Origin of the sequence: Rathayibacter sp. AY2B3 (assembly GCF_002931755.1) — a bacterium.
GTDB lineage: Bacteria > Actinomycetota > Actinomycetes > Actinomycetales > Microbacteriaceae > Rathayibacter.
Window position 1 is genome coordinate 59,008 of sequence record NZ_PSUG01000006.1, and the last position, 16,231, is coordinate 75,238.

Below are 16,231 nucleotides of genomic sequence, written 5' to 3' on the forward strand. Positions count from 1 at the left end.
CCCGCAGAAGGACACCACCACGATGAGCACCGACTCCGCCCCCGCCGACCTCGCCTTCGAGGTGACCGCCGCTCCCGCGCCCCGCTCCGAGGAGGAGCGCGCCCGGATCCTCGCGAACCCCGGCTTCGGCATGCACTTCACCGACCACATGGTCGGCCTCCGCTGGACCCGCGCGGACGGCTGGCACGACGCCCGCGTCGAGCCCTACGGTCCGCTCGCGCTCGACCCCGCCGCCGCCGTCCTGCACTACGCGCAGGAGATCTTCGAGGGCATGAAGGCCTACCGCCACGAGGACGGCTCCGTCTGGACCTTCCGCCCCGAGGCGAACGCGCGGCGCCTGCAGCGCTCGGCCCGCCGCCTCGCGCTGCCGGAGCTCCCCACGGACCTCTTCGTCGAGTCGCTGCGGCAGCTGATCGCCGTCGACGGCGACTGGGTCCCCTCGGAGCCGGAGACCAGCCTGTACCTGCGCCCGTTCATGTTCGCGCAGGAGGCGTTCCTCGGCGTGCGCGCGGCCGAGGACGTCGGCTACTACGTGATCGCCAGCCCCGCCGGCGCCTACTTCTCCGGCGGCGTCGCCCCCGTGTCGATCTGGCTCTCCACCTCCTACGCCCGGGCGGGCAAGGGCGGCACCGGGGCGGCGAAGACGGGTGGCAACTACGCCTCCTCCCTCCTCCCGCAGCAGGAGGCCTCCAGCCACGGCTGCGCGCAGGTCCTCTTCCTCGACTCGCAGGAGTCGCAGTGGATCGAGGAGCTCGGCGGCATGAACGTGGTCCTGGTCAAGAAGGACGGCACGCTGGTGACCCCGGAGTCGGACTCGATCCTCGAGGGCATCACGCGCGACAGCGTCCTGCAGCTCGCCGAGGACCGCGGCCACCGCGTCGAGCGGCGCCGCGTGAGCATCGACGAGTGGCGGGACGGAGTGGCCTCCGGCGACGTGGTCGAGGTGTTCGCCTGCGGGACCGCCGCCGTGATCACCCCGATCGCCGAGCTCAAGGGCGAGGGCTTCTCCGTCGGCCGCGAGGGCGCGCCCGCAGGGGAGCTCACGATGTCGCTCCGCGAGGAGCTGACCGGCATCCAGTACGGACGCCGCGAGGACACGCACGGATGGATGACGAGGCTGGACGCATGAAGATCGCACGATTCGCCACGCAGCGCGACGGGGACAACGGGGGAGCGATCCACTTCGGGATCGTGGACGAGGACGACCTGGTCGTGCTCGCCGGCGACCCGATGTTCGCCGGGTTCGACACCACGGGGGAGCGCATCCCGATCGCGGAGGCGAAGCTCCTCGCGCCGGTGATCCCGCGCTCCAAGGTCGTCGGCATCGGCAAGAACTACGCCGACCACGCGGCAGAGATGGGCGGCGACGCCCCGGCGGAGCCGCTGGTGTTCCTCAAGCCGAACACGTCGGTCATCGGACCGGACGAGGCGATCGTCCTCCCCGAGGACAGCCAGCAGGTGGAGTTCGAGGGCGAGCTGGCGATCGTGATCGGCGCCGTGGCCCGCAACGTCCGCGCGGAGGACTACGAGGACGTGGTCTTCGGGTACACGATCGCCAACGACGTCACCGCGCGCGACCTCCAGCGCTCCGACGGCCAGTGGGCGCGGGCGAAGGGCTACGACACCTTCTGCCCGCTCGGCCCGGTCATCGAGACCGAGTTCGTCTGGAACGAGAGCGCCATCGAGACGCGCGTCAACGGGCGCGTGCAGCAGTCGGGCAGCACCGGCGACATGATCCACGGGGTGCCCGAGCTCGTGGCCTACGTCTCGCGCATCTTCACGCTGCTCCCCGGGGACGTGATCCTCACCGGGACGCCCGCCGGCGTCGGGCCGATCGCGAACGGGGACACCGTCGCGGTGGACGTCGAGGGCATCGGCACGCTGTTCAACCCGGTGGTCGTCCGGCGCTGAGCCCGGGTCCTCCTCGGCGCAGCGACGTCGCCGGCCCGCGCGGATCCTCGGATCCCGCGGGCCGGACGCGTCCGAGCGGGACGTCAGTCGGTGCTCGCCGGGTCGCTGCCGACGGCGCCCTCGGTCTCGTCGGGCAGGTCGGCGTCGCCGGAGACGGTGTCTCCTCCGCTGTCGCCGTCGGTCACGGCGTCGGTGACGCCGCGGTCGATCGCGGTGCCCCCGGGAGCGGCCCCCGCAGCGGAGGCGTCGGCCGCGTCCTCGCCGGGCAGCACCGTCTGCGCGCCGCCGGTGTTCGGGACGGCGTCGCCGCCGGATCCGGGAAGGTCCTCGTTCACGTTCTGGTCGGCCATGTCGGCTCCTCTCGTCGGTGCTCCAGCCCAGCACGCGACGAGTCCCTCCGCAGGACGTTGACAGCGCGGCCACGGGCGGGCAGAGGCGGGCCGCGAGGGCGGACGACGCTCCTTCACCGTGCTCCCCGGCGCTGTCAAGCGGACTGCCTCCGAAGCGGTCTGGTCGTAGCGTCGAGCTATGAACTCCTCCCGCACCGACTCCGTCAGCCGCATCGCCCGGGAGGACTTCGGCTGGTCGTCGCTGCTCCCCGGTCAGCGCGAGGCGATCGAGTCGGCGGCCTCCGGGCGCGACACGCTGCTGGTGCTGGCGACGGGCGGCGGCAAGTCCGCGGTCTACCAGATCGCCGGAGCCGAGCGCGGCGGCGTCGTCCTGGTCGTCTCCCCGCTCGTCGCCCTGCAGGCCGACCAGCTCGCCGCGATCGAGGCGGCTCCGGCGGCGCCTCCCGCGGTCGCGATCAACTCCTCCCAGGGCGCCGCGGCCGTCGCCCGTGCCTGGGACCGGATCGACGAGGGCGGCCCGCTCTACGTGCTCCTGGCACCCGAGCAGCTCGCCAAGCCCGAGAACGTGGCGCGGCTGGCGGCCGCGGGAGTGTCGCTGCTGGTCGTCGACGAGGCGCACTGCGTCTCCTCCTGGGGTCACGACTTCCGCCCCGACTACCTCCGCCTGGCCGATGTGCGCGGCGAGCTCGGAGACCCGCCGGTGCTCGCGATGACCGCCACCGCCTCCGGGCCGGTGCGCGACGAGATCATCGAGCGCCTCCGGATGACCGACCCCGAGATCCAGGTGCACGGCGTCGACCGTCCGGAGATCCGGCTGGTGGTGCACCGCCACGAGAGCGAGAACGAGAAGCGTGCCGCCGTGGTCGAGGAGGCGCGCAGCTGGACCGCTCCGGGCCTGGTCTACGTGGCCACCCGCAAGGAGACGGAGGCCTACGCGGCCGACATCGCGGCGGAGGGGCGCCGGGTCGCGGCGTACCACGCCGGGCTCAAGGTGTCCGAGCGGAAGGTCGTGCACGAGCAGTGGCGCGCGGGCGAGCTCGACGTCGTCGTCGCGACCTCGGCGTTCGGGATGGGCATCGACCGGGCCGACGTGCGCTTCGTGCTGCACGCCACGACCACCGAGTCGCTCGACGCCTACTACCAGGAGATCGGCCGCGCGGGCCGCGACGGCGAGCCCGCCACGGGCGCGCTGCACTACCGTGCGGAGGACCTGGGGCTCCGCCGCTTCTTCGCCAAGCGCTCGGTCGACAAGGCCGCGCTGCGCGTGATCTGGGCGGCCGTCTCGGAGCAGCCGGGGCTCGACTCCGCGGCGCTCGCGAAGGAGCTGGGGAAGCCGGCCCGCACGATCGCCCGGATCGTCAACGACCTCGCGGACGCGGGGCTGGTGGAGACCGGCTCCGGACTGCGCGCGACGCGCGAGGCCTCCGGCGACGAGGCCGTGCACGCGGTGAAGGAGGCTCTGGCCTCCCGTGAGCGGATCGCGGAGTCGCGCCTGTCGATGATGCGCGCGTACGCGGAGACCAGCCAGTGCCGCCGCCGGGTCCTGCTGGACTACTTCGGCGTGGAGTCGGCCGAGTGGTGCGGCAACTGCGACGGCTGCGAGCGGCACGAGGCGAGCGGGGCGGCCGCCGAGGCGCCCGTGGACGCGCCCCTGAGCGTCGACGAGGCGGTGGAGCACCGCGAGTGGGGTGCCGGCACCGTGATGAGCGTGGAGGCCGACCGGGCGACGATCTTCTTCGAGTCCGAGGGCTACAAGGTGCTCTCGTTCCAGGCGCTCGAGTCCGGCGTCCTGCGCGAGCACGCCTCCGCCTGACCTCGGCTCCGGTGCGGGCCTGATGCCGCTCCGCGAGATGCCTCTTCGGTACGGCGGATACGGCGTGTCGCGTACGGAAGAGGCATCTCGCGGAGGGGAGGTCAGACCTTCGAGACAGCCGAGCTCACCTCGGTGGGCTTCTCGTAGTCGCCGTCCGGGATCGCGCGGAGGGCCTCGAGGACGTCGCCGTCAGCCCCCTCCTTCTCGGCGGTCTCGACGATCGTGTCCTTCGAGGCGGGGTAGTCGATGCCCGAGAGGTACTTCTGGATCTGGATCGGGTTGGGTGCGTCCATCGTGCTGTCCTTTCGTCGCCTTGCTGAGTGTTACGAGTGCTCTTCGGCGAAGAGCCGGTCGAAGGCGTCGACGCGCCGGTCGGTGACCGTCGTGGGCGTCTCGAGGTGCACGGCACCGCTGGGCACGAGGCCCGCGCCGCCGAAGCGCTCCATGACGCGCCACTGCGCGGCGACGTCCTCACCGCTGTGCTCCGGGGGCAGCTGCTCCCAGAAGTCGAAGCCGCCGACGGCCAGGAGGGCGTCGCGGCGGTAGAGGACGCAGGCGCCCAGCCAGGCGACCCGGTACGCGCGCCAGGCGCCCTCCGGGACGTCGAGGCGGGCGGCGACGTGGGTGAGGTTGGCCGCGTTGTGGAGCGGCCAGCGCTCGAACTCAGGGGTTCCGCGCCGCACCCGCTCGGGCTCGACGCGCTCCTCCCAGGTCTCGAACGACTCGGTCTCGTGCGGGCGCACGTCCTCGAGGTAGGACAGGCCCTGCACCGCGGAGCCGACGAAGCCGCAGTCGAGGCGCTCGAGAGCCTCGTGCAGCCGCGAGAGCGTGCCCGGCTCGAGCCACACGTCGTCGTCGAGGAAGAGGACGGCGGGGGCGGTGGCGAGGGAGAGGAGGTAGTGCCTCTGCTCCGCGAGCCCGCGCCGGGGCAGGTGGCGGCGCACCACCGGAGCCCGGCCCTGCGCCTCCAGCACACGCAGCATCGCGGGGATCGTCGGGTCGCTCTCGGCGACCGCGTCGTCGGACTGGTCGCTGACGACCACGCGGAAGGGCGGGTCGTCCTGGGCGGCGAGTCCGGCGAGCGTGGCGGCGAGCTCGGCACGGCGGCCGACCGTCGGGACCAGCACGTCGATCAGTGGCTGCCGGGGAGCCTCGGGGATCCCCCAGCGCCCGGACCACCGGCGGCTGGTCACGGCGCGGCCGATCGGATGCGCTGCACCATCTCGGTCGTGGAGTGCTCCGAGACGTAGCCGACGGTGGTGACGACGCCTCCGTAGGAGCGGACGACGGCGGCCTCCGCGAGCATGTCGGGGTTGTAGTCTCCGCCCTTCACGTAGACGTCGGGCTGCACGCGCTCGAGCAGCGGGATGGGGGTGTCTCCGCCGAAGAGGGTCACGTAGTCGACGCAGCCCAGCTCGGCGATCACGCCGGCGCGGTCGCCCTCCGGGTTGATCGGCCGTCCCTCGCCCTTGAGCCGCCGGACGGAGTCGTCGTCGTTCACCGCGACCACGAGCACGTCGCCGAGCTCGCGGGCCTGGCGGAGATACGCCGTGTGGCCGCGGTGCAGGACGTCGAAGCAGCCGTTGGTGAAGACCACGCGGCGTCCGCGGCGCGACTGCTCCGCGAGGACCTCGACGAGGGCGTCCTCGCCGAGCACGACGGCGCCGGGAGCGGCGAGGGAGGCGAGCAGGTCGTCGCCCGAGCAGACCGAGGTGCCGGGGCGCTGCACGACCACGTCGGCGGCGGCCTGCGCCAGATCGACGGCGGTGGCCAGGGAGCGGCCGGCCGCGAGGGCCAGGGTGGCGGTCGCGGCGAAGGTGTCGCCGGCGCCCGACGCCTGCTTCTCCTCCGCGGGCTGCGCGAAGGTGCGGCTGACCGTGCCGTCGGCGTCGAGGGCGGTGGAGCCGTCCCGGTCGAGGGTGACCACGACGTGCCGGGCGCCCGAGCGCGCGCGCAGCTCCTCGGCGGCGTCGCGCACGGCGGCGGCCCGCTCCGTCCCGCGGCCGAGGGAGGCGCCGAGCAGCCGCTCCGCCTCCTTGGCGTTCGGGGTGACGAGGTCCGGCCGGGCGGAGGCCCAGTCGGCGAGCTCGTGCGCATCGATCACCAGGAGGCCCGGGCGCTCGACGGCGAGCAGGCGCTCGACGGCCTCCCGGAGGATCCCCGAGCCGTAGTCGCAGACCAGGACGGCGTCGGCGCCCGCGGCGGCCTCGGCGGCGGCACCGGCGAGCAGGGCCAGCTCGTCGTCGGCCGGGCGGTGCGGGCCGGAGTCGACGCGCAGCATCACGCTGTCGCCGCCGACCACGCGGGTCTTGATCGTCGTCGCGGCGCCGGTGCGGACGACCTGGGAGATGTCCAGGCCGGCCCGCTCGAGGGCGCGCACCAGTCGATCGCCCTCGGAGTCGCGTCCGGCCACGCCGACGGTGCGGACGACGGCGCCCAGCGCGCGCAGGTTGGCGGCGGTGTTGGCGGCCCCGCCCGCGACGTCGACGACGTCCTCGAGCCGCAGAACCGGCGCCGGCGCCTCCCGCGTGACGCGCTCCGCCTCGCCGAGCCACCAGGAGTCGAGGATGAGGTCCCCGATCACGGCGACCACCGGCGGGCGCTCCCGGACGTGCGCCAGGAGCGCGCTCGCCCGCTGGAGCGCCGAGCCCTCGAGGCTCATCGGGCACCGCCGGGCAGCACCGGGAGGCCGAAGTGGACGACCGTGGTGGTGGTCATCTCGTCGAGCAGTTCCGGGCCGTAGCCGAAGCCGGAGCCCGAGGCGCCGCGGGGCTGGGCGCTGCCGCCCGGCGCTCCTCCGAAGACGCCGTTGACCTTGACGGTGCCGACCGGCAGCGTCGCCGCGGCGCGGTGGGCGTGCTCCATGTCGGCGGTGAGGATCGAGGCGGCCAGGCCGTAGGGGCTCGCGGCGGCCAGGTCCAGGCCCTCGTCGAAGGAGTCGACGACGCGGATCGGCGCGACGGGCCCGAAGGTCTCCTCCGTCATCACCAGCATCGATTCGGTGCAGTCGGCCAGGACGGTCGCGGGGTAGAAGGTGCCGTCCCCGGGGGTGCCGCCGGTGAGGGCGCGCGCGCCGCTGCCGAGCGCCTCCGTGACGTGCTCGTGGACGGCGTCGCGCATGCGGGCGTCGACGAGGCGGGGGAGCGGGCCGGCGCTCCAGCGGTCGGCCTCGGCGACGAGCGCCGCCGTGAACGCCTCGGCGATGTCGCGGTGCACGTAGATCCGCTCGACGGAGGTGCAGATCTGTCCGGCGTTGGCGAAGGCGCCGAGCGCGGCCTGCTCGGCGGCCCAGACCGGGTCGACGTCGCGGTCGACGACGAGCGCGTCGTTGCCGCCGTTCTCGAGGATCACGTGCGCGCCGGTGACGGCGGCGACCCGGGCGAGCGCGCGGCCGGTGGCGGTCGAGCCGACGTGGGCGAGGACATCGACGCCCTCCGTGCGCGCCAGCTCGTCCCCGACCGCCCCGTCGCCCTCGACCAGGGTCAGCACCCCGTCGGGCAGCGCCTCGGCGAGGATGCTCGTGAAGAGGGCGCCCGTGCCCGGGCTGCGCTCGCTCGGCTTGTGCACGACGACGTCCCCGGAGACGATCGCGGCGCCCAGGAGGCCCGCGGCGACGGCGACCGGATCGTTCCACGGAGTGAGGGCGAGCACGACGCCGCGCGGGTGCGGCAGGGCCAGATCGACGTTGAGGGCACCTCCGCGCAGGCTCTTCCCCCGGTGCAGCGGGCCGAGCTCGGCGTACTGGAGCAGCGTGTCGACACCGGCGCGGACGCCGCCCAGGGCGTCGCCGGCGGGCTTGCCCGTCTCCTGAGTGTTGAGGTCGGCGAGCTCCTGCTCGCGCTCGGCCACGCGGTGGGCGGCGGCACGGAGGAGGGCGCCGCGCTCGGCGGGCGCGGTGGCGGCCCACGCGGAGAACGCGGTCCGCGCTCGGCGGACGGCGTCGGCGGCGGTCGTGGCGGGGGTCGTGATGTCGATGGTCACGGTCACCTCTCGGTCGGGGGCGCCCGCGGAGTGGCGGACGCATCCGTCCGGTACCCGGGTGGTGCGCGCCTAGACACGTCGCGTCCGGAATCCGCCGCGGGATCGGCGGCGCGGGCTCGCCGTCGATCCGGTTTCGGATCGGCCTCGGCGGGGAAGTGGAGGAGTGCACCGTCCCCGGAGCGGCGCCAGCGCGCCTTCCGCACCTGAGAGGAACCCGTCGTGGTCGCCATCGCCCCCCTCCGAGAGCCCTTCGCCGGAGTCGAGAGGATCGCCGTCCTGCGCGGCGGCGGACTCGGCGACCTGCTGTTCGCGCTGCCCGCCGTCGACGCTCTCGCGGCCGCCTACCCGGGAGCCGAGATCACCCTGCTCGGGACGCCCGCGCACCGGGTCCTGCTGTCGGGCGTCGAGTCGCCGATCAACGACGTCGAGATCCTGCCGGTGGCGCAGGGCGTCCGCGACGGAGAGGGGGAGGACCCCCGGGTCGTCGAGGACTTCACCGAGCGGATGCGCGCGCGCCGGTTCGACCTGGCCGTGCAGCTGCACGGCGGCGGGCGCTACTCCAACCCGTTCCTCCAGCGCCTCGGCGCGCGCCACACGATCGGCTCGCGCACGGACGACGCCGCGGAGCTCGAGCGCACGATCCCCTACGTCTACTACCAGCACGAGATGCTGCGGGCGCTCGAGATCGTCGGGCTGGCCGGAGCGCCTGCGACCCGCCTCGAGCCGGCGCTCGCCGTGGATCCGGAGCGGCGGGACCGCCTCGCCGCGGCGCTGCCCGCGGGTGGCCCGCTGGTGCTGATCCACCCGGGCGCGACCGACCCCCGCCGGCGCTGGCCCGCCTCCTCCTTCGCCGCTGTGGCGACGGAGCTGCTGGCCGACGGCGCCCGCGTGCTGGTGGTGGGCGACGCCTCGGACGTGCCCGCCGCCGACGAGATCGTCGCCGGAGCGCCGGGAGCGGTCTCCTGGGCAGGCGTCGTGGACCTCCCGGACCTCGCTCCGCTGCTCTCGCTCGCCGACCTCGTGCTCGGCAACGACTCCGGACCCCGCCACCTCGCCGCCGCGGTCGGCGCCCCGACGGTCGGGGTCTTCTGGGTGGGCAACGCGATCAACGCCGCGGCCCTCGGGCGGCAGCGCCACCGGGTGCAGCTGAGCTGGACCACCCGCTGCCCGGTCTGCGGGCGCGACGCCACGCAGGTCGGCTGGACCGCTCCGCGCTGCGAGCACGACGTCACGTTCGTCGGCGACGTGCGCGTCGAGGCCGTGCTCGAGGACGTCCGCGGGGTGCTCGCCTCCACCCACTGAACCGCGAGATGCCACCTGTGGTGCTCGACGTCGGCGCGTCGGCGGCACAGGTGGCATCTCGCGGAGAGAGATCCGGGGAGCGCCCGGATCAGCGGATCACGGCCAGGACGGCTCCTCCTCGTGCGTGATGACGAGCTCGCGGACCTCGCAGCCGCGCGGCTGGCCGAGGACGAACATGACGGCGTTCGCCACGTTCTCCGGGTCGTTCAGCAGCGCGTCCGGACCGGGCTTGTACTGCTCGTCGCGGTCGTCGAAGAAACGCGTCTTCATGCCCGACGGGATCAGCGTGGTCACGCCGATCTCGCCCTTGGTCTCGGCCGCGAGCGCGCGGGTGAAGCCGAGCACGCCGAACTTCGAGGCGCAGTACGCGGTCGCGTCCGAGACGGCCTTGATCGCCAGCGAGGAGGCGACGGTGACGACGCGGCCGTGGGTCTCGGTGAGGAAGGGCAGCGCCGCGCGGACGACGGCCGCGGTGCCGAGGAGGTTCACGGAGATGACCCGCTCCCACTCCTCCGGCTCCACGTCGACGAGGCGGCCGCAGCGGTCGATGCCGGCCGCGGTGACGACGGCGTCGAGCCCGCCGTGCTCGCGGGCGATCTCGACGACCGCCTTCTCGGCCTCGCGGGTCTTCGCGACGTCGACCTGGTAGGCGGCGACGCCCTCCTTCACCGACGACACGTCGCGGTCGAGCACGATCGGGGTGCCGCCGGCGGCGGTGACCGCGGCGGCGACGGCCGCACCGAGCCCGGAGGCTCCTCCGGTGATCAGGACGCGGCCGATGGGAGTGGGAGTGGTGCTCATGGTTTCCTTCCGGGGGTGGTCTGCGGGCCTCGTGGGCCGCGGGTCAGCCGACGCGCGCGAGCGCGGCGGCGAGATGGGTGGTCGAGCGGCCCGGGTGGTACGGCACGGTCAGGACCCGGCCGCCCCACTCCGCCACCGTCGCCGTCTCGGGGAGGGACTCGGCGGAGTAGTCGCCGCCCTTCACCCAGACGTCGGGGCGGATGCGGCGCAGCGCCTCGTCCGGCGTGTCCTCGCCGAAGACCAGCACGGCGTCGACGCACTCGAGCGCGAGCAGCAGGTCGACGCGGTCGTCCTCGGGGATGATCGGCCGCGCCGCGCCCTTGAGGCGGCGGACGGAGTCGTCCGAGTTGAGGCAGACGATCAGGCAGTCGCCGAGCGCGCGCGCGGCCGAGAGGGTGCGGGCGTGGCCGGCGTGGAGCAGGTCGAAGCAGCCGCCGGTCGCGACCACGGTGCCTCCTGCCGCGCGGACGGACTCGGCGACGCGCAGGGCGTCGACACCGCCGCCGTGGAGGGGAGCGGGGTCGGCGGGAGCGGACAGGGAGGCGACCCCTCCCGCGAGCAGGTAGGCGCCTGCCGCGGCGACCGCCGCCTGCACCGCCTCCGACGTGCTCGCGCCCTCGGCGAGGGCGACGGCGGCGGAGGCGGCGAACCGGTCGCCGGCTCCGCACGGATCGGTGGGCGGCACGGTCACGGCCGGTGCGACGACCGGGACCCCGGCGCCGCGGGAGCGCAGCAGGGCGCCGGAGGATCCCATCGTCACGGTGACGGCGCCGCAGCCCCAGCGCTCGAGGAGGGTGGTCGCGGCGGACTCCGCGCGCGTCACTCCGCGGCCGACGGCCCCCGAGAAGGCCGTGGCCTCGGCCAGGTTCGGAGTGGCGAGCGCGGTGGCGGCGACCGGCTGCGAGCCGCGCGGGTGCGGATCCCACACCAGCGGCACGGTGAGCGCGTCGAGAGCCGCGCGGAGCGACGCGTCCTCTGTCAGCCGACGGCCGTAGTCGGCGACGATCACGGCGTCGGCGTCGCCGAGCGCGGCGAGCATCGCGTCGGTCACGCCGGGGACGGGGGGCGTCTCGCAGCCGCGGTCGATCCGCACGACGGCCTGGCCGGAGGCGGCCACGCGGGTCTTCACCGGCGTCGGCGCACCCGAGGGCCCGGCGACCAGGCGGACGCCGGACAGCTCGGCGCGCAGCTCCGCCACGTCCGGATCCGAGTCCTCGGCGAGCGCGGTCACGAGCGTCACCTCGTGCCCGTCGCGGGCGAGCATCCGGGCGACGAGCCCGGCTCCGCCGGCGCGGGCGCTGCGGGCCGACACGTCGACCACGGGGACGGGGGCGTCCGGGCTCAGCCGCTCGGCGGGTCCGGAGAGGTCGACGTCGAGCATCACGTCGCCGACGACGACGAGGTGCAGGCGGCTCACGAGGCGGCCGCCGTCCGCGCGCGGATCCGGTGCTCGAAGGCCCGGCAGAGCGCGTGCACGAGCACCAGCTGCGCCTCCTGCACGTTGGAGCCGTGGCCCTCGAGGGCGATCGCCTCGTCGCAGAGCTCGGTGAGCGGGTTGGGCCCCTCGCCGGTCAGCGCCCACGAACGGGCGCCCGCCGCACGGGCGGCCTCCGCGGCGTGGAGGAGGTTCGCGCTGCGTCCGCTGGTGGACAGCAGCACCACGACGTCGCCCGCGCGCGCGTGCGCGGTGACCTGGCGCGAGAACACGTGGTCGAAGCCGTAGTCGTTGCCGATCGCGGTCAGGCTCGACGTCTCGGCGTGCAGCGAGATGGCGGAGAAGGGGACCCGGTCGCCGTCGAAGCGGCCGACCAGCTCGGCGGTGAGGTGCTGCGCCTCGGCCGCGGACCCGCCGTTGCCCGCGGCGAGCAGGCGCGCGCCGGAGTGGAGGCGGTCGGCGAGCTCGACGCCCCAGGCGGCGATCCTGTCGGAGTGGCGCTCCAGCTGCGCGACCGCGTCGAGCGCGCGCGCCACGTGGTCGTCGACGAGGCGCCGGGCGGCGTCGGCCGGGGTGTCCAGAACGGTGTCGATGGTCGCGGTGTCGATGGTCATCGTCGCGGAGCCGCCTTCCGGGTGGTGGGGGATGAGGGTGCGCTCGTGGCGCCGGTGAGGAGCGACTCGTCGCCGAGGCCGGCGAGGGTCGTGACGTAGGCGCGCTCGGTGTCGGCGGCGACGCGGTCCCAGGAGTAGCGGGACTCGACGCGCTCGCGGCCGGCGGCTCCGTAGGCGCGGGCGCGGTCGGGGTCCTCCAGCAGCGAGCCGAGGGCGGCGGCCAGGGCGACCGGGTCGCGCGGGGGCACGTGCACGCCGGTGACGTCCTCGACGACGGTGTCGATCAGGCCGCCCACGGAGGAGGCGACGACCGGTACACCGCAGGCCATCGCCTCGAGCGGAGTGATGCCGAACGGCTCGTACCAGGGTGCGCAGACCACGACGTCGGCCGAGCGGAGCATCGCGGGCATCTCGGTCTGCGAGAGCTGGCCGACGAAGTCGACGCGGTCGGCGACTCCGAGGCTCTCGGCCACGCCGTGCAGCCGCTGGTACTCGGGGTCCGCCGTCAGCGCGTCGCCGGAGCCGGAGCCCCCGACGACGACGAGCTCGGCGTCGTGGCCGGCCGCGACCAGGTGCGCGAGCGCCTCGATCGCGATGCCCATTCCCTTGCGCGGCACCAGCCGGCCGATGGTCATCAGCCGCGAGCGCTCGCCGCGCGGCGCGACAGGGCCCTCGACGGAGAACCGGTCGATGTCGACTCCGCAGGGCACCACCGAGATGCGCGAGGTCGGCACGCCGAGCCCTTTGAGCTCGAAGGCCTCGTCCGAGCAGGTGGCGACGATGCCGTCGGCCTTCTGGCCCACGCCGGGCTCGAGCCAGGCGCGCTCCTCGGGGCTGGTGTCGAGCGCGCCCTGCTGGCGGCGCTTGACGACGCCCAGCGCGTGGAAGGTGTGGAAGACCGGTACGCGCCGCCCCGTGGCGCGCTCCACCCGCTCGGAGGCGTCGAGCGCGGCGACTCCGGACATCCAGAAGTGGCTGTGCACGAGGTCCGGCCGCTCCTGCAGCCACTCCTCGGCGAGGTCGACGGCGAAGTCGCCCATGAAGGGCAGCAGCTCGTCCTTGGAGACGCGGCTCGGCGGGCCTGCGTCGATGTGCACCACCTCGACGCCCGAGGTGAAGGGCACACGCCGGGGGAGGGAGGGGTCGTCGCGGCGGGTGTAGACGACGACGCGGTGGCCGCGGCGCGCGAGAGCGTCGGCGAGGGCCGCCACGTGGACGTTCTGGCCGCCGGCGTCGACGCCGCCGAGGGTCGCCAGCGGGCTCGCGTGCTCCGAGACCAAGGCGATCGTGAGCGCGGGCGCGGCGGAGAGGTGCTGCTTCATCGGGTGCTCCCTTTCAGAGCGGGCTCCGGCGACCGGCGTCCGGGGAGGTCGGCGAGGACCTCGTCCCAGTCGCGGTGGAACCGGGCGAGGCCGTAGCGCGCGAGCGCGGCCTCGCGGGCGACGGCGCCGGCGCGGGCGGCGCGGTCCGGGTCCTCGACGAGCGCCCGGGCCGAGGCGACGAGGGAGTCGAGGTCGTTCGAGACCGCTCCGGCCTCGGGCGGGACGGCGCGCCCCGCCTCCGTCACGTCGAGCGCGACGACGGGCATCCCGAGGTGCATCGCCTCGAGCAGCGCGAGGCCGAGGGAGGTCCAGCGGAACGGGTGCAGGTAGACCCGGCGGCGGGCCAGCGCGGCGTGCATCTTCTCCGTGCGGACGTCGCCGAGGACCGTGACGTCCTCCAGGCCCGGCAGCTCGGCGAGCCGGTCGGTCTTCATCCCGAAGACGTCCAGCGGAGCGACGGCGCCGAAGCGGGGGAGCAGGTCGGTGCCGGCGACCCGGCCGCGGCGGACGGGCTCGTTGACGACCACGCCGAAGTGCGGCAGCTCGCCGGTGTAGAGGGGGCCCGGGTCGTGGATCCCGTGCTCGATCACCGTGGTCCGGGTCGATCCGGTGTCCCACATCAGGGCGTTGAAGTGGGTGACGTGGACGATCAGCAGGTCGTCGCGGTCGGCGAGCGGGTGGCGGTTGTCCGGCACGTTCCCACGCGGGGTGTTGTGCTCGACGTAGACGGCGGGCACATCGCGGCCGAGGCGTCGCCCGAGCAGGCGCTCGGCCTCGGCGAGCTCCTCGGGACGCTGGAGGAGGACCGCGTCGACGTCGGCGTCGTGCAGCTCCTCGGGCGCGATCTCGGCGGCGCGGGGCCAGTCGCGGCCGCCGGTGCCCAGTCCCCAGGCGTCGCGGGCCGGAGTCGTGGGGAGCAGGTAGGTGTGGGCGCCGCGGACGAAGGCGTCCGCCCAGCCGCCGTGCACGTGCCAGAGCAGGATCCTCATGCGATGGCCTCTCTCGGGGAAGTCGTGGGTCGGAGTCGGAGGGCGGCGGCGACCGCCTCCTCGGCGCTCACCCCCGCGAGGCACGGATGGCCGGGGACGGGGCAGACGCGGGCGCGCGAGCCGGCGCACGGCGACTCCTGATCGCCCAGCAGTGCCACCGGGACGCCGTACGGTGCCCAGCGCACCGCCGGGACGACCGGGGCGAAGAGGCTCACCACGGGGGTGCCGACCGCGGCGGCGAGGTGCGCCGGACCGGTGTTGCCGCAGATCACGACGTCGGCGCCGGCCAGCACCTCGGCGGCGCCGGCGAAGTCGGTGGCCCCGCCGAGGTCGATGCCGCGGGTGCCCGCGACCTCGGCCGTGAGGGCGCGCTCGCCCGGTCCGCCCGTGACGACGACCGCGAGGCCGGCGTCCGCCAGCAGCTCGACGGCGCGGGCCGCGTTCGCCGCGGGCCAGGCGCGGGCGGGGACGGCGGCTCCGGGGTGCACGACCGCGTACGGACCGACCCCCTCCAGAGCGGTCGGCAGCGCGCCCTCGCGGCGCACGCGGAGCCGTCCGTCGTCGCCGGGGGGCAGAGCGAAGCCGGCCGCCGCGGCGATCGCGAGCGCGCGCTCCGGCTCCGGCTGGTCCTCCTCGAGGGTCTCGCCCGGGACGAGGCGCACGTCCAGCAGGGCGCCCGCGAAGTCGACCGAGGCGCCCGAGATGCGCTCGACGCCGACGAGCCGGAGCAGCAGGGCCAGCGGCAGCGGCGACTGGTGGAAGGAGGTGAGGATCACGGCCTCGTCCGGCGCGAACTCCTCGACGATCGCGCGCAGCTCGTCGACGAGCTCGGCGTCGACGGGGCGGGAGGCGTCGCCGATCCACGGGCACCACCAGGTGCGGACGGAGGAGGGACCCGGCAGCAGTGCGGCGGCCGGCGCGCCCTGCGGACCGCTCAGCAGCAGCACCTCGGCGTCGGCCGCGATCGCGCGGACGGCCGGTCCGCACAGCAGGACGTCTCCCGCGCTGTCCAGGCGGGCGACGAGCACGCGGCGCCTCACTCGGCGTCCTCGTCGGGCTGCATCGCGAGCAGGAGCTCGACCGCCTCGAGGAGCGTCGCCGCCTGCAGGGGGGCGGCGTCCACCTCCTCGGCGCGGGTGATCGGAGTCGGCACCAGCACACCGCGGGCGCCCGCCGCCGCGGCGGCGCCGACGTCGGCGCCGATGTCGCCGATCACGGCGAGGGAGCGGGCCGGCAGTCCCAGCCGCTCGGCGGCGCCGAGCACCATGCCGGGCCGGGGCTTCCGGCAGGAGCAGCCGTCCTCGGGGCCGTGCGGGCAGAGCATCCACACGTCGAAGCCGCCGAAGAGCTCGTCCACGCGCCGGTTCACCGCGTCGGCCTGGCCGCGATCGATGATCCCGCGGGCGATCCCGGACTGGTTGGTGACCACGCCCACGGCCAGTCCCGCCTCGCGCGCCCGCTCGACCGCGGCGAGGGCCGTGGGCATCGGCGAGACCTGCGCCGGGTCGCCGTTGTACGGGACGTCGACCACGAGCGTCGCATCGCGGTCGAAGAGGATCCCCCGCAGCCGGGGGGCCTTCGTGCGCTCGTCGGCGCTCCGGGAGGAGGAGTCGTTCACCTCCTCCTCGTACCCCTCGACCGGGGATGTAAACCCCCTTCCGGAGAAGTCGGTCCCGCCGGGCGCGTCGCTCGCATCCGAGGACGCCGCGTCTG

At 74.9% G+C, this 16,231-nt stretch carries 16 protein-coding genes; 4 read left to right on the forward strand and 12 right to left on the reverse strand.

The window, feature by feature from the left end; genetic code table 11:
* Nucleotides 1–22 precede the first annotated feature (22 nt).
* Together C5C24_RS03435 and C5C24_RS03440 are read left to right on the forward strand one after the other, a co-directional pair.
* A complete protein-coding gene (locus C5C24_RS03435; RefSeq protein WP_104304304.1) occupies nucleotides 23–1,129 on the forward strand; it encodes a branched-chain amino acid aminotransferase in 1,107 nt (368 codons plus the stop codon).
* A complete protein-coding gene (locus C5C24_RS03440; protein ID WP_104233223.1) occupies nucleotides 1,126–1,911 on the forward strand; it encodes a fumarylacetoacetate hydrolase family protein in 786 nt (261 codons plus the stop codon). Before C5C24_RS03435 ends, C5C24_RS03440 begins: the two co-directional genes overlap by 4 nt.
* Before the next feature lie 83 nt (nucleotides 1,912–1,994).
* Here C5C24_RS03440 and C5C24_RS03445 read toward each other — a convergent pair whose 3' ends face one another.
* The gene (locus C5C24_RS03445; RefSeq protein ID WP_104280718.1) at nucleotides 1,995–2,261 is read right to left on the reverse strand and encodes a hypothetical protein; all 267 of its coding nucleotides are present in this window, start codon (nucleotides 2,259–2,261) and stop codon (nucleotides 1,995–1,997) included.
* Between the two features lie 178 nt (nucleotides 2,262–2,439).
* Here C5C24_RS03445 and C5C24_RS03450 point away from each other — a divergent pair, with 178 nt between their 5' ends.
* Complete coding sequence (locus tag C5C24_RS03450; RefSeq protein WP_104304305.1) at nucleotides 2,440–4,074, forward strand: RecQ family ATP-dependent DNA helicase; 1,635 nt, start codon at nucleotides 2,440–2,442, stop codon at nucleotides 4,072–4,074.
* Nucleotides 4,075–4,175: 101 nt separating this feature from the next.
* Here the strand turns inward: C5C24_RS03450 and C5C24_RS03455 are convergent, their stop codons facing one another.
* Genes C5C24_RS03455 through C5C24_RS03470 form a run of 4 tightly spaced genes read right to left on the reverse strand, consistent with a single transcriptional unit; the run spans nucleotide 4,176 to nucleotide 8,055 of the window.
* Nucleotides 4,176–4,367: a DUF2795 domain-containing protein gene (locus C5C24_RS03455; protein ID WP_104304306.1), complete on the reverse strand. Its 192-nt coding sequence runs from the start codon at nucleotides 4,365–4,367 to the stop codon at nucleotides 4,176–4,178.
* A gap of 30 nt (nucleotides 4,368–4,397) precedes the next feature.
* On the reverse strand, nucleotides 4,398–5,267 hold the full coding sequence (locus tag C5C24_RS03460) for a glycosyltransferase family A protein (protein ID WP_219812822.1): 870 nt from the start codon (nucleotides 5,265–5,267) through the stop codon (nucleotides 4,398–4,400).
* Nucleotides 5,264–6,736: a D-glycero-beta-D-manno-heptose 1-phosphate adenylyltransferase gene (rfaE2, locus tag C5C24_RS03465; protein WP_104304307.1), complete on the reverse strand. Its 1,473-nt coding sequence runs from the start codon at nucleotides 6,734–6,736 to the stop codon at nucleotides 5,264–5,266. The genes C5C24_RS03460 and rfaE2 overlap by 4 nt, the downstream gene beginning before the upstream one ends.
* Nucleotides 6,733–8,055: an aldehyde dehydrogenase gene (locus C5C24_RS03470; protein WP_258065033.1), complete on the reverse strand. Its 1,323-nt coding sequence runs from the start codon at nucleotides 8,053–8,055 to the stop codon at nucleotides 6,733–6,735. The genes rfaE2 and C5C24_RS03470 overlap by 4 nt, the downstream gene beginning before the upstream one ends.
* Before the next feature lie 219 nt (nucleotides 8,056–8,274).
* On the opposite strand from C5C24_RS03470, the gene C5C24_RS03475 reads away from it, so the two are divergent.
* Entirely contained in the window at nucleotides 8,275–9,357 is a 1,083-nt protein-coding gene (locus tag C5C24_RS03475; protein ID WP_104304309.1) for a glycosyltransferase family 9 protein, read from the forward strand.
* Nucleotides 9,358–9,453: 96 nt separating this feature from the next.
* Here the strand turns inward: C5C24_RS03475 and C5C24_RS03480 are convergent, their stop codons facing one another.
* The 7 genes from C5C24_RS03480 to C5C24_RS17845 are packed head-to-tail and all read right to left on the reverse strand — an operon-like array spanning nucleotide 9,454 to nucleotide 16,136.
* Complete coding sequence (locus C5C24_RS03480; RefSeq protein WP_104250150.1) at nucleotides 9,454–10,158, reverse strand: SDR family oxidoreductase; 705 nt, start codon at nucleotides 10,156–10,158, stop codon at nucleotides 9,454–9,456.
* A 43-nt stretch (nucleotides 10,159–10,201) separates the two neighbouring features.
* Nucleotides 10,202–11,566, reverse strand: coding sequence for a PfkB family carbohydrate kinase (locus tag C5C24_RS03485; protein ID WP_104276200.1), 1,365 nt, complete (start codon nucleotides 11,564–11,566; stop codon nucleotides 10,202–10,204).
* A gap of 5 nt (nucleotides 11,567–11,571) precedes the next feature.
* Entirely contained in the window at nucleotides 11,572–12,207 is a 636-nt protein-coding gene (locus tag C5C24_RS03490; RefSeq protein ID WP_104223523.1) for an SIS domain-containing protein, read from the reverse strand.
* The gene (locus C5C24_RS03495; RefSeq protein WP_104304310.1) at nucleotides 12,204–13,529 is read right to left on the reverse strand and encodes a glycosyltransferase; all 1,326 of its coding nucleotides are present in this window, start codon (nucleotides 13,527–13,529) and stop codon (nucleotides 12,204–12,206) included. The genes C5C24_RS03490 and C5C24_RS03495 overlap by 4 nt, the downstream gene beginning before the upstream one ends.
* A complete protein-coding gene (locus C5C24_RS03500) occupies nucleotides 13,526–14,518 on the reverse strand; it encodes a glycosyltransferase (RefSeq protein WP_104304311.1) in 993 nt (330 codons plus the stop codon). The genes C5C24_RS03495 and C5C24_RS03500 overlap by 4 nt, the downstream gene beginning before the upstream one ends.
* A complete protein-coding gene (locus C5C24_RS03505; protein ID WP_219812823.1) occupies nucleotides 14,515–15,558 on the reverse strand; it encodes a glycosyltransferase family 9 protein in 1,044 nt (347 codons plus the stop codon). The genes C5C24_RS03500 and C5C24_RS03505 overlap by 4 nt, the downstream gene beginning before the upstream one ends.
* The gene (locus C5C24_RS17845) at nucleotides 15,555–16,136 is read right to left on the reverse strand and encodes an HAD family hydrolase (protein WP_181110051.1); all 582 of its coding nucleotides are present in this window, start codon (nucleotides 16,134–16,136) and stop codon (nucleotides 15,555–15,557) included. The genes C5C24_RS03505 and C5C24_RS17845 overlap by 4 nt, the downstream gene beginning before the upstream one ends.
* Nucleotides 16,137–16,231 lie beyond the last annotated feature (95 nt).

Excerpts from the sequence above, each read along its gene's own strand:
- C5C24_RS03435 (WP_104304304.1), top strand. The coding sequence starts at position 23 with ATGAGCACCGACTCCGCCCCCGCCGACCTCGCCTTCGAGGTGACCGCC.
- rfaE2 (WP_104304307.1), bottom strand. The coding sequence starts at position 6,736 with ATGAGCCTCGAGGGCTCGGCGCTCCAGCGGGCGAGCGCGCTCCTGGCG.
- C5C24_RS03490 (WP_104223523.1), bottom strand. The coding sequence starts at position 12,207 with ATGACCATCGACACCGCGACCATCGACACCGTTCTGGACACCCCGGCC.
- C5C24_RS03450 (WP_104304305.1), top strand. The coding sequence starts at position 2,440 with ATGAACTCCTCCCGCACCGACTCCGTCAGCCGCATCGCCCGGGAGGAC.
- C5C24_RS03500 (WP_104304311.1), bottom strand. The coding sequence starts at position 14,518 with ATGAGGATCCTGCTCTGGCACGTGCACGGCGGCTGGGCGGACGCCTTC.
- C5C24_RS03495 (WP_104304310.1), bottom strand. The coding sequence starts at position 13,529 with ATGAAGCAGCACCTCTCCGCCGCGCCCGCGCTCACGATCGCCTTGGTC.
- C5C24_RS03445 (WP_104280718.1), bottom strand. The coding sequence starts at position 2,261 with ATGGCCGACCAGAACGTGAACGAGGACCTTCCCGGATCCGGCGGCGAC.
- C5C24_RS03440 (WP_104233223.1), top strand. The coding sequence starts at position 1,126 with ATGAAGATCGCACGATTCGCCACGCAGCGCGACGGGGACAACGGGGGA.
- C5C24_RS03480 (WP_104250150.1), bottom strand. The coding sequence starts at position 10,158 with ATGAGCACCACTCCCACTCCCATCGGCCGCGTCCTGATCACCGGAGGA.
- C5C24_RS03455 (WP_104304306.1), bottom strand. The coding sequence starts at position 4,367 with ATGGACGCACCCAACCCGATCCAGATCCAGAAGTACCTCTCGGGCATC.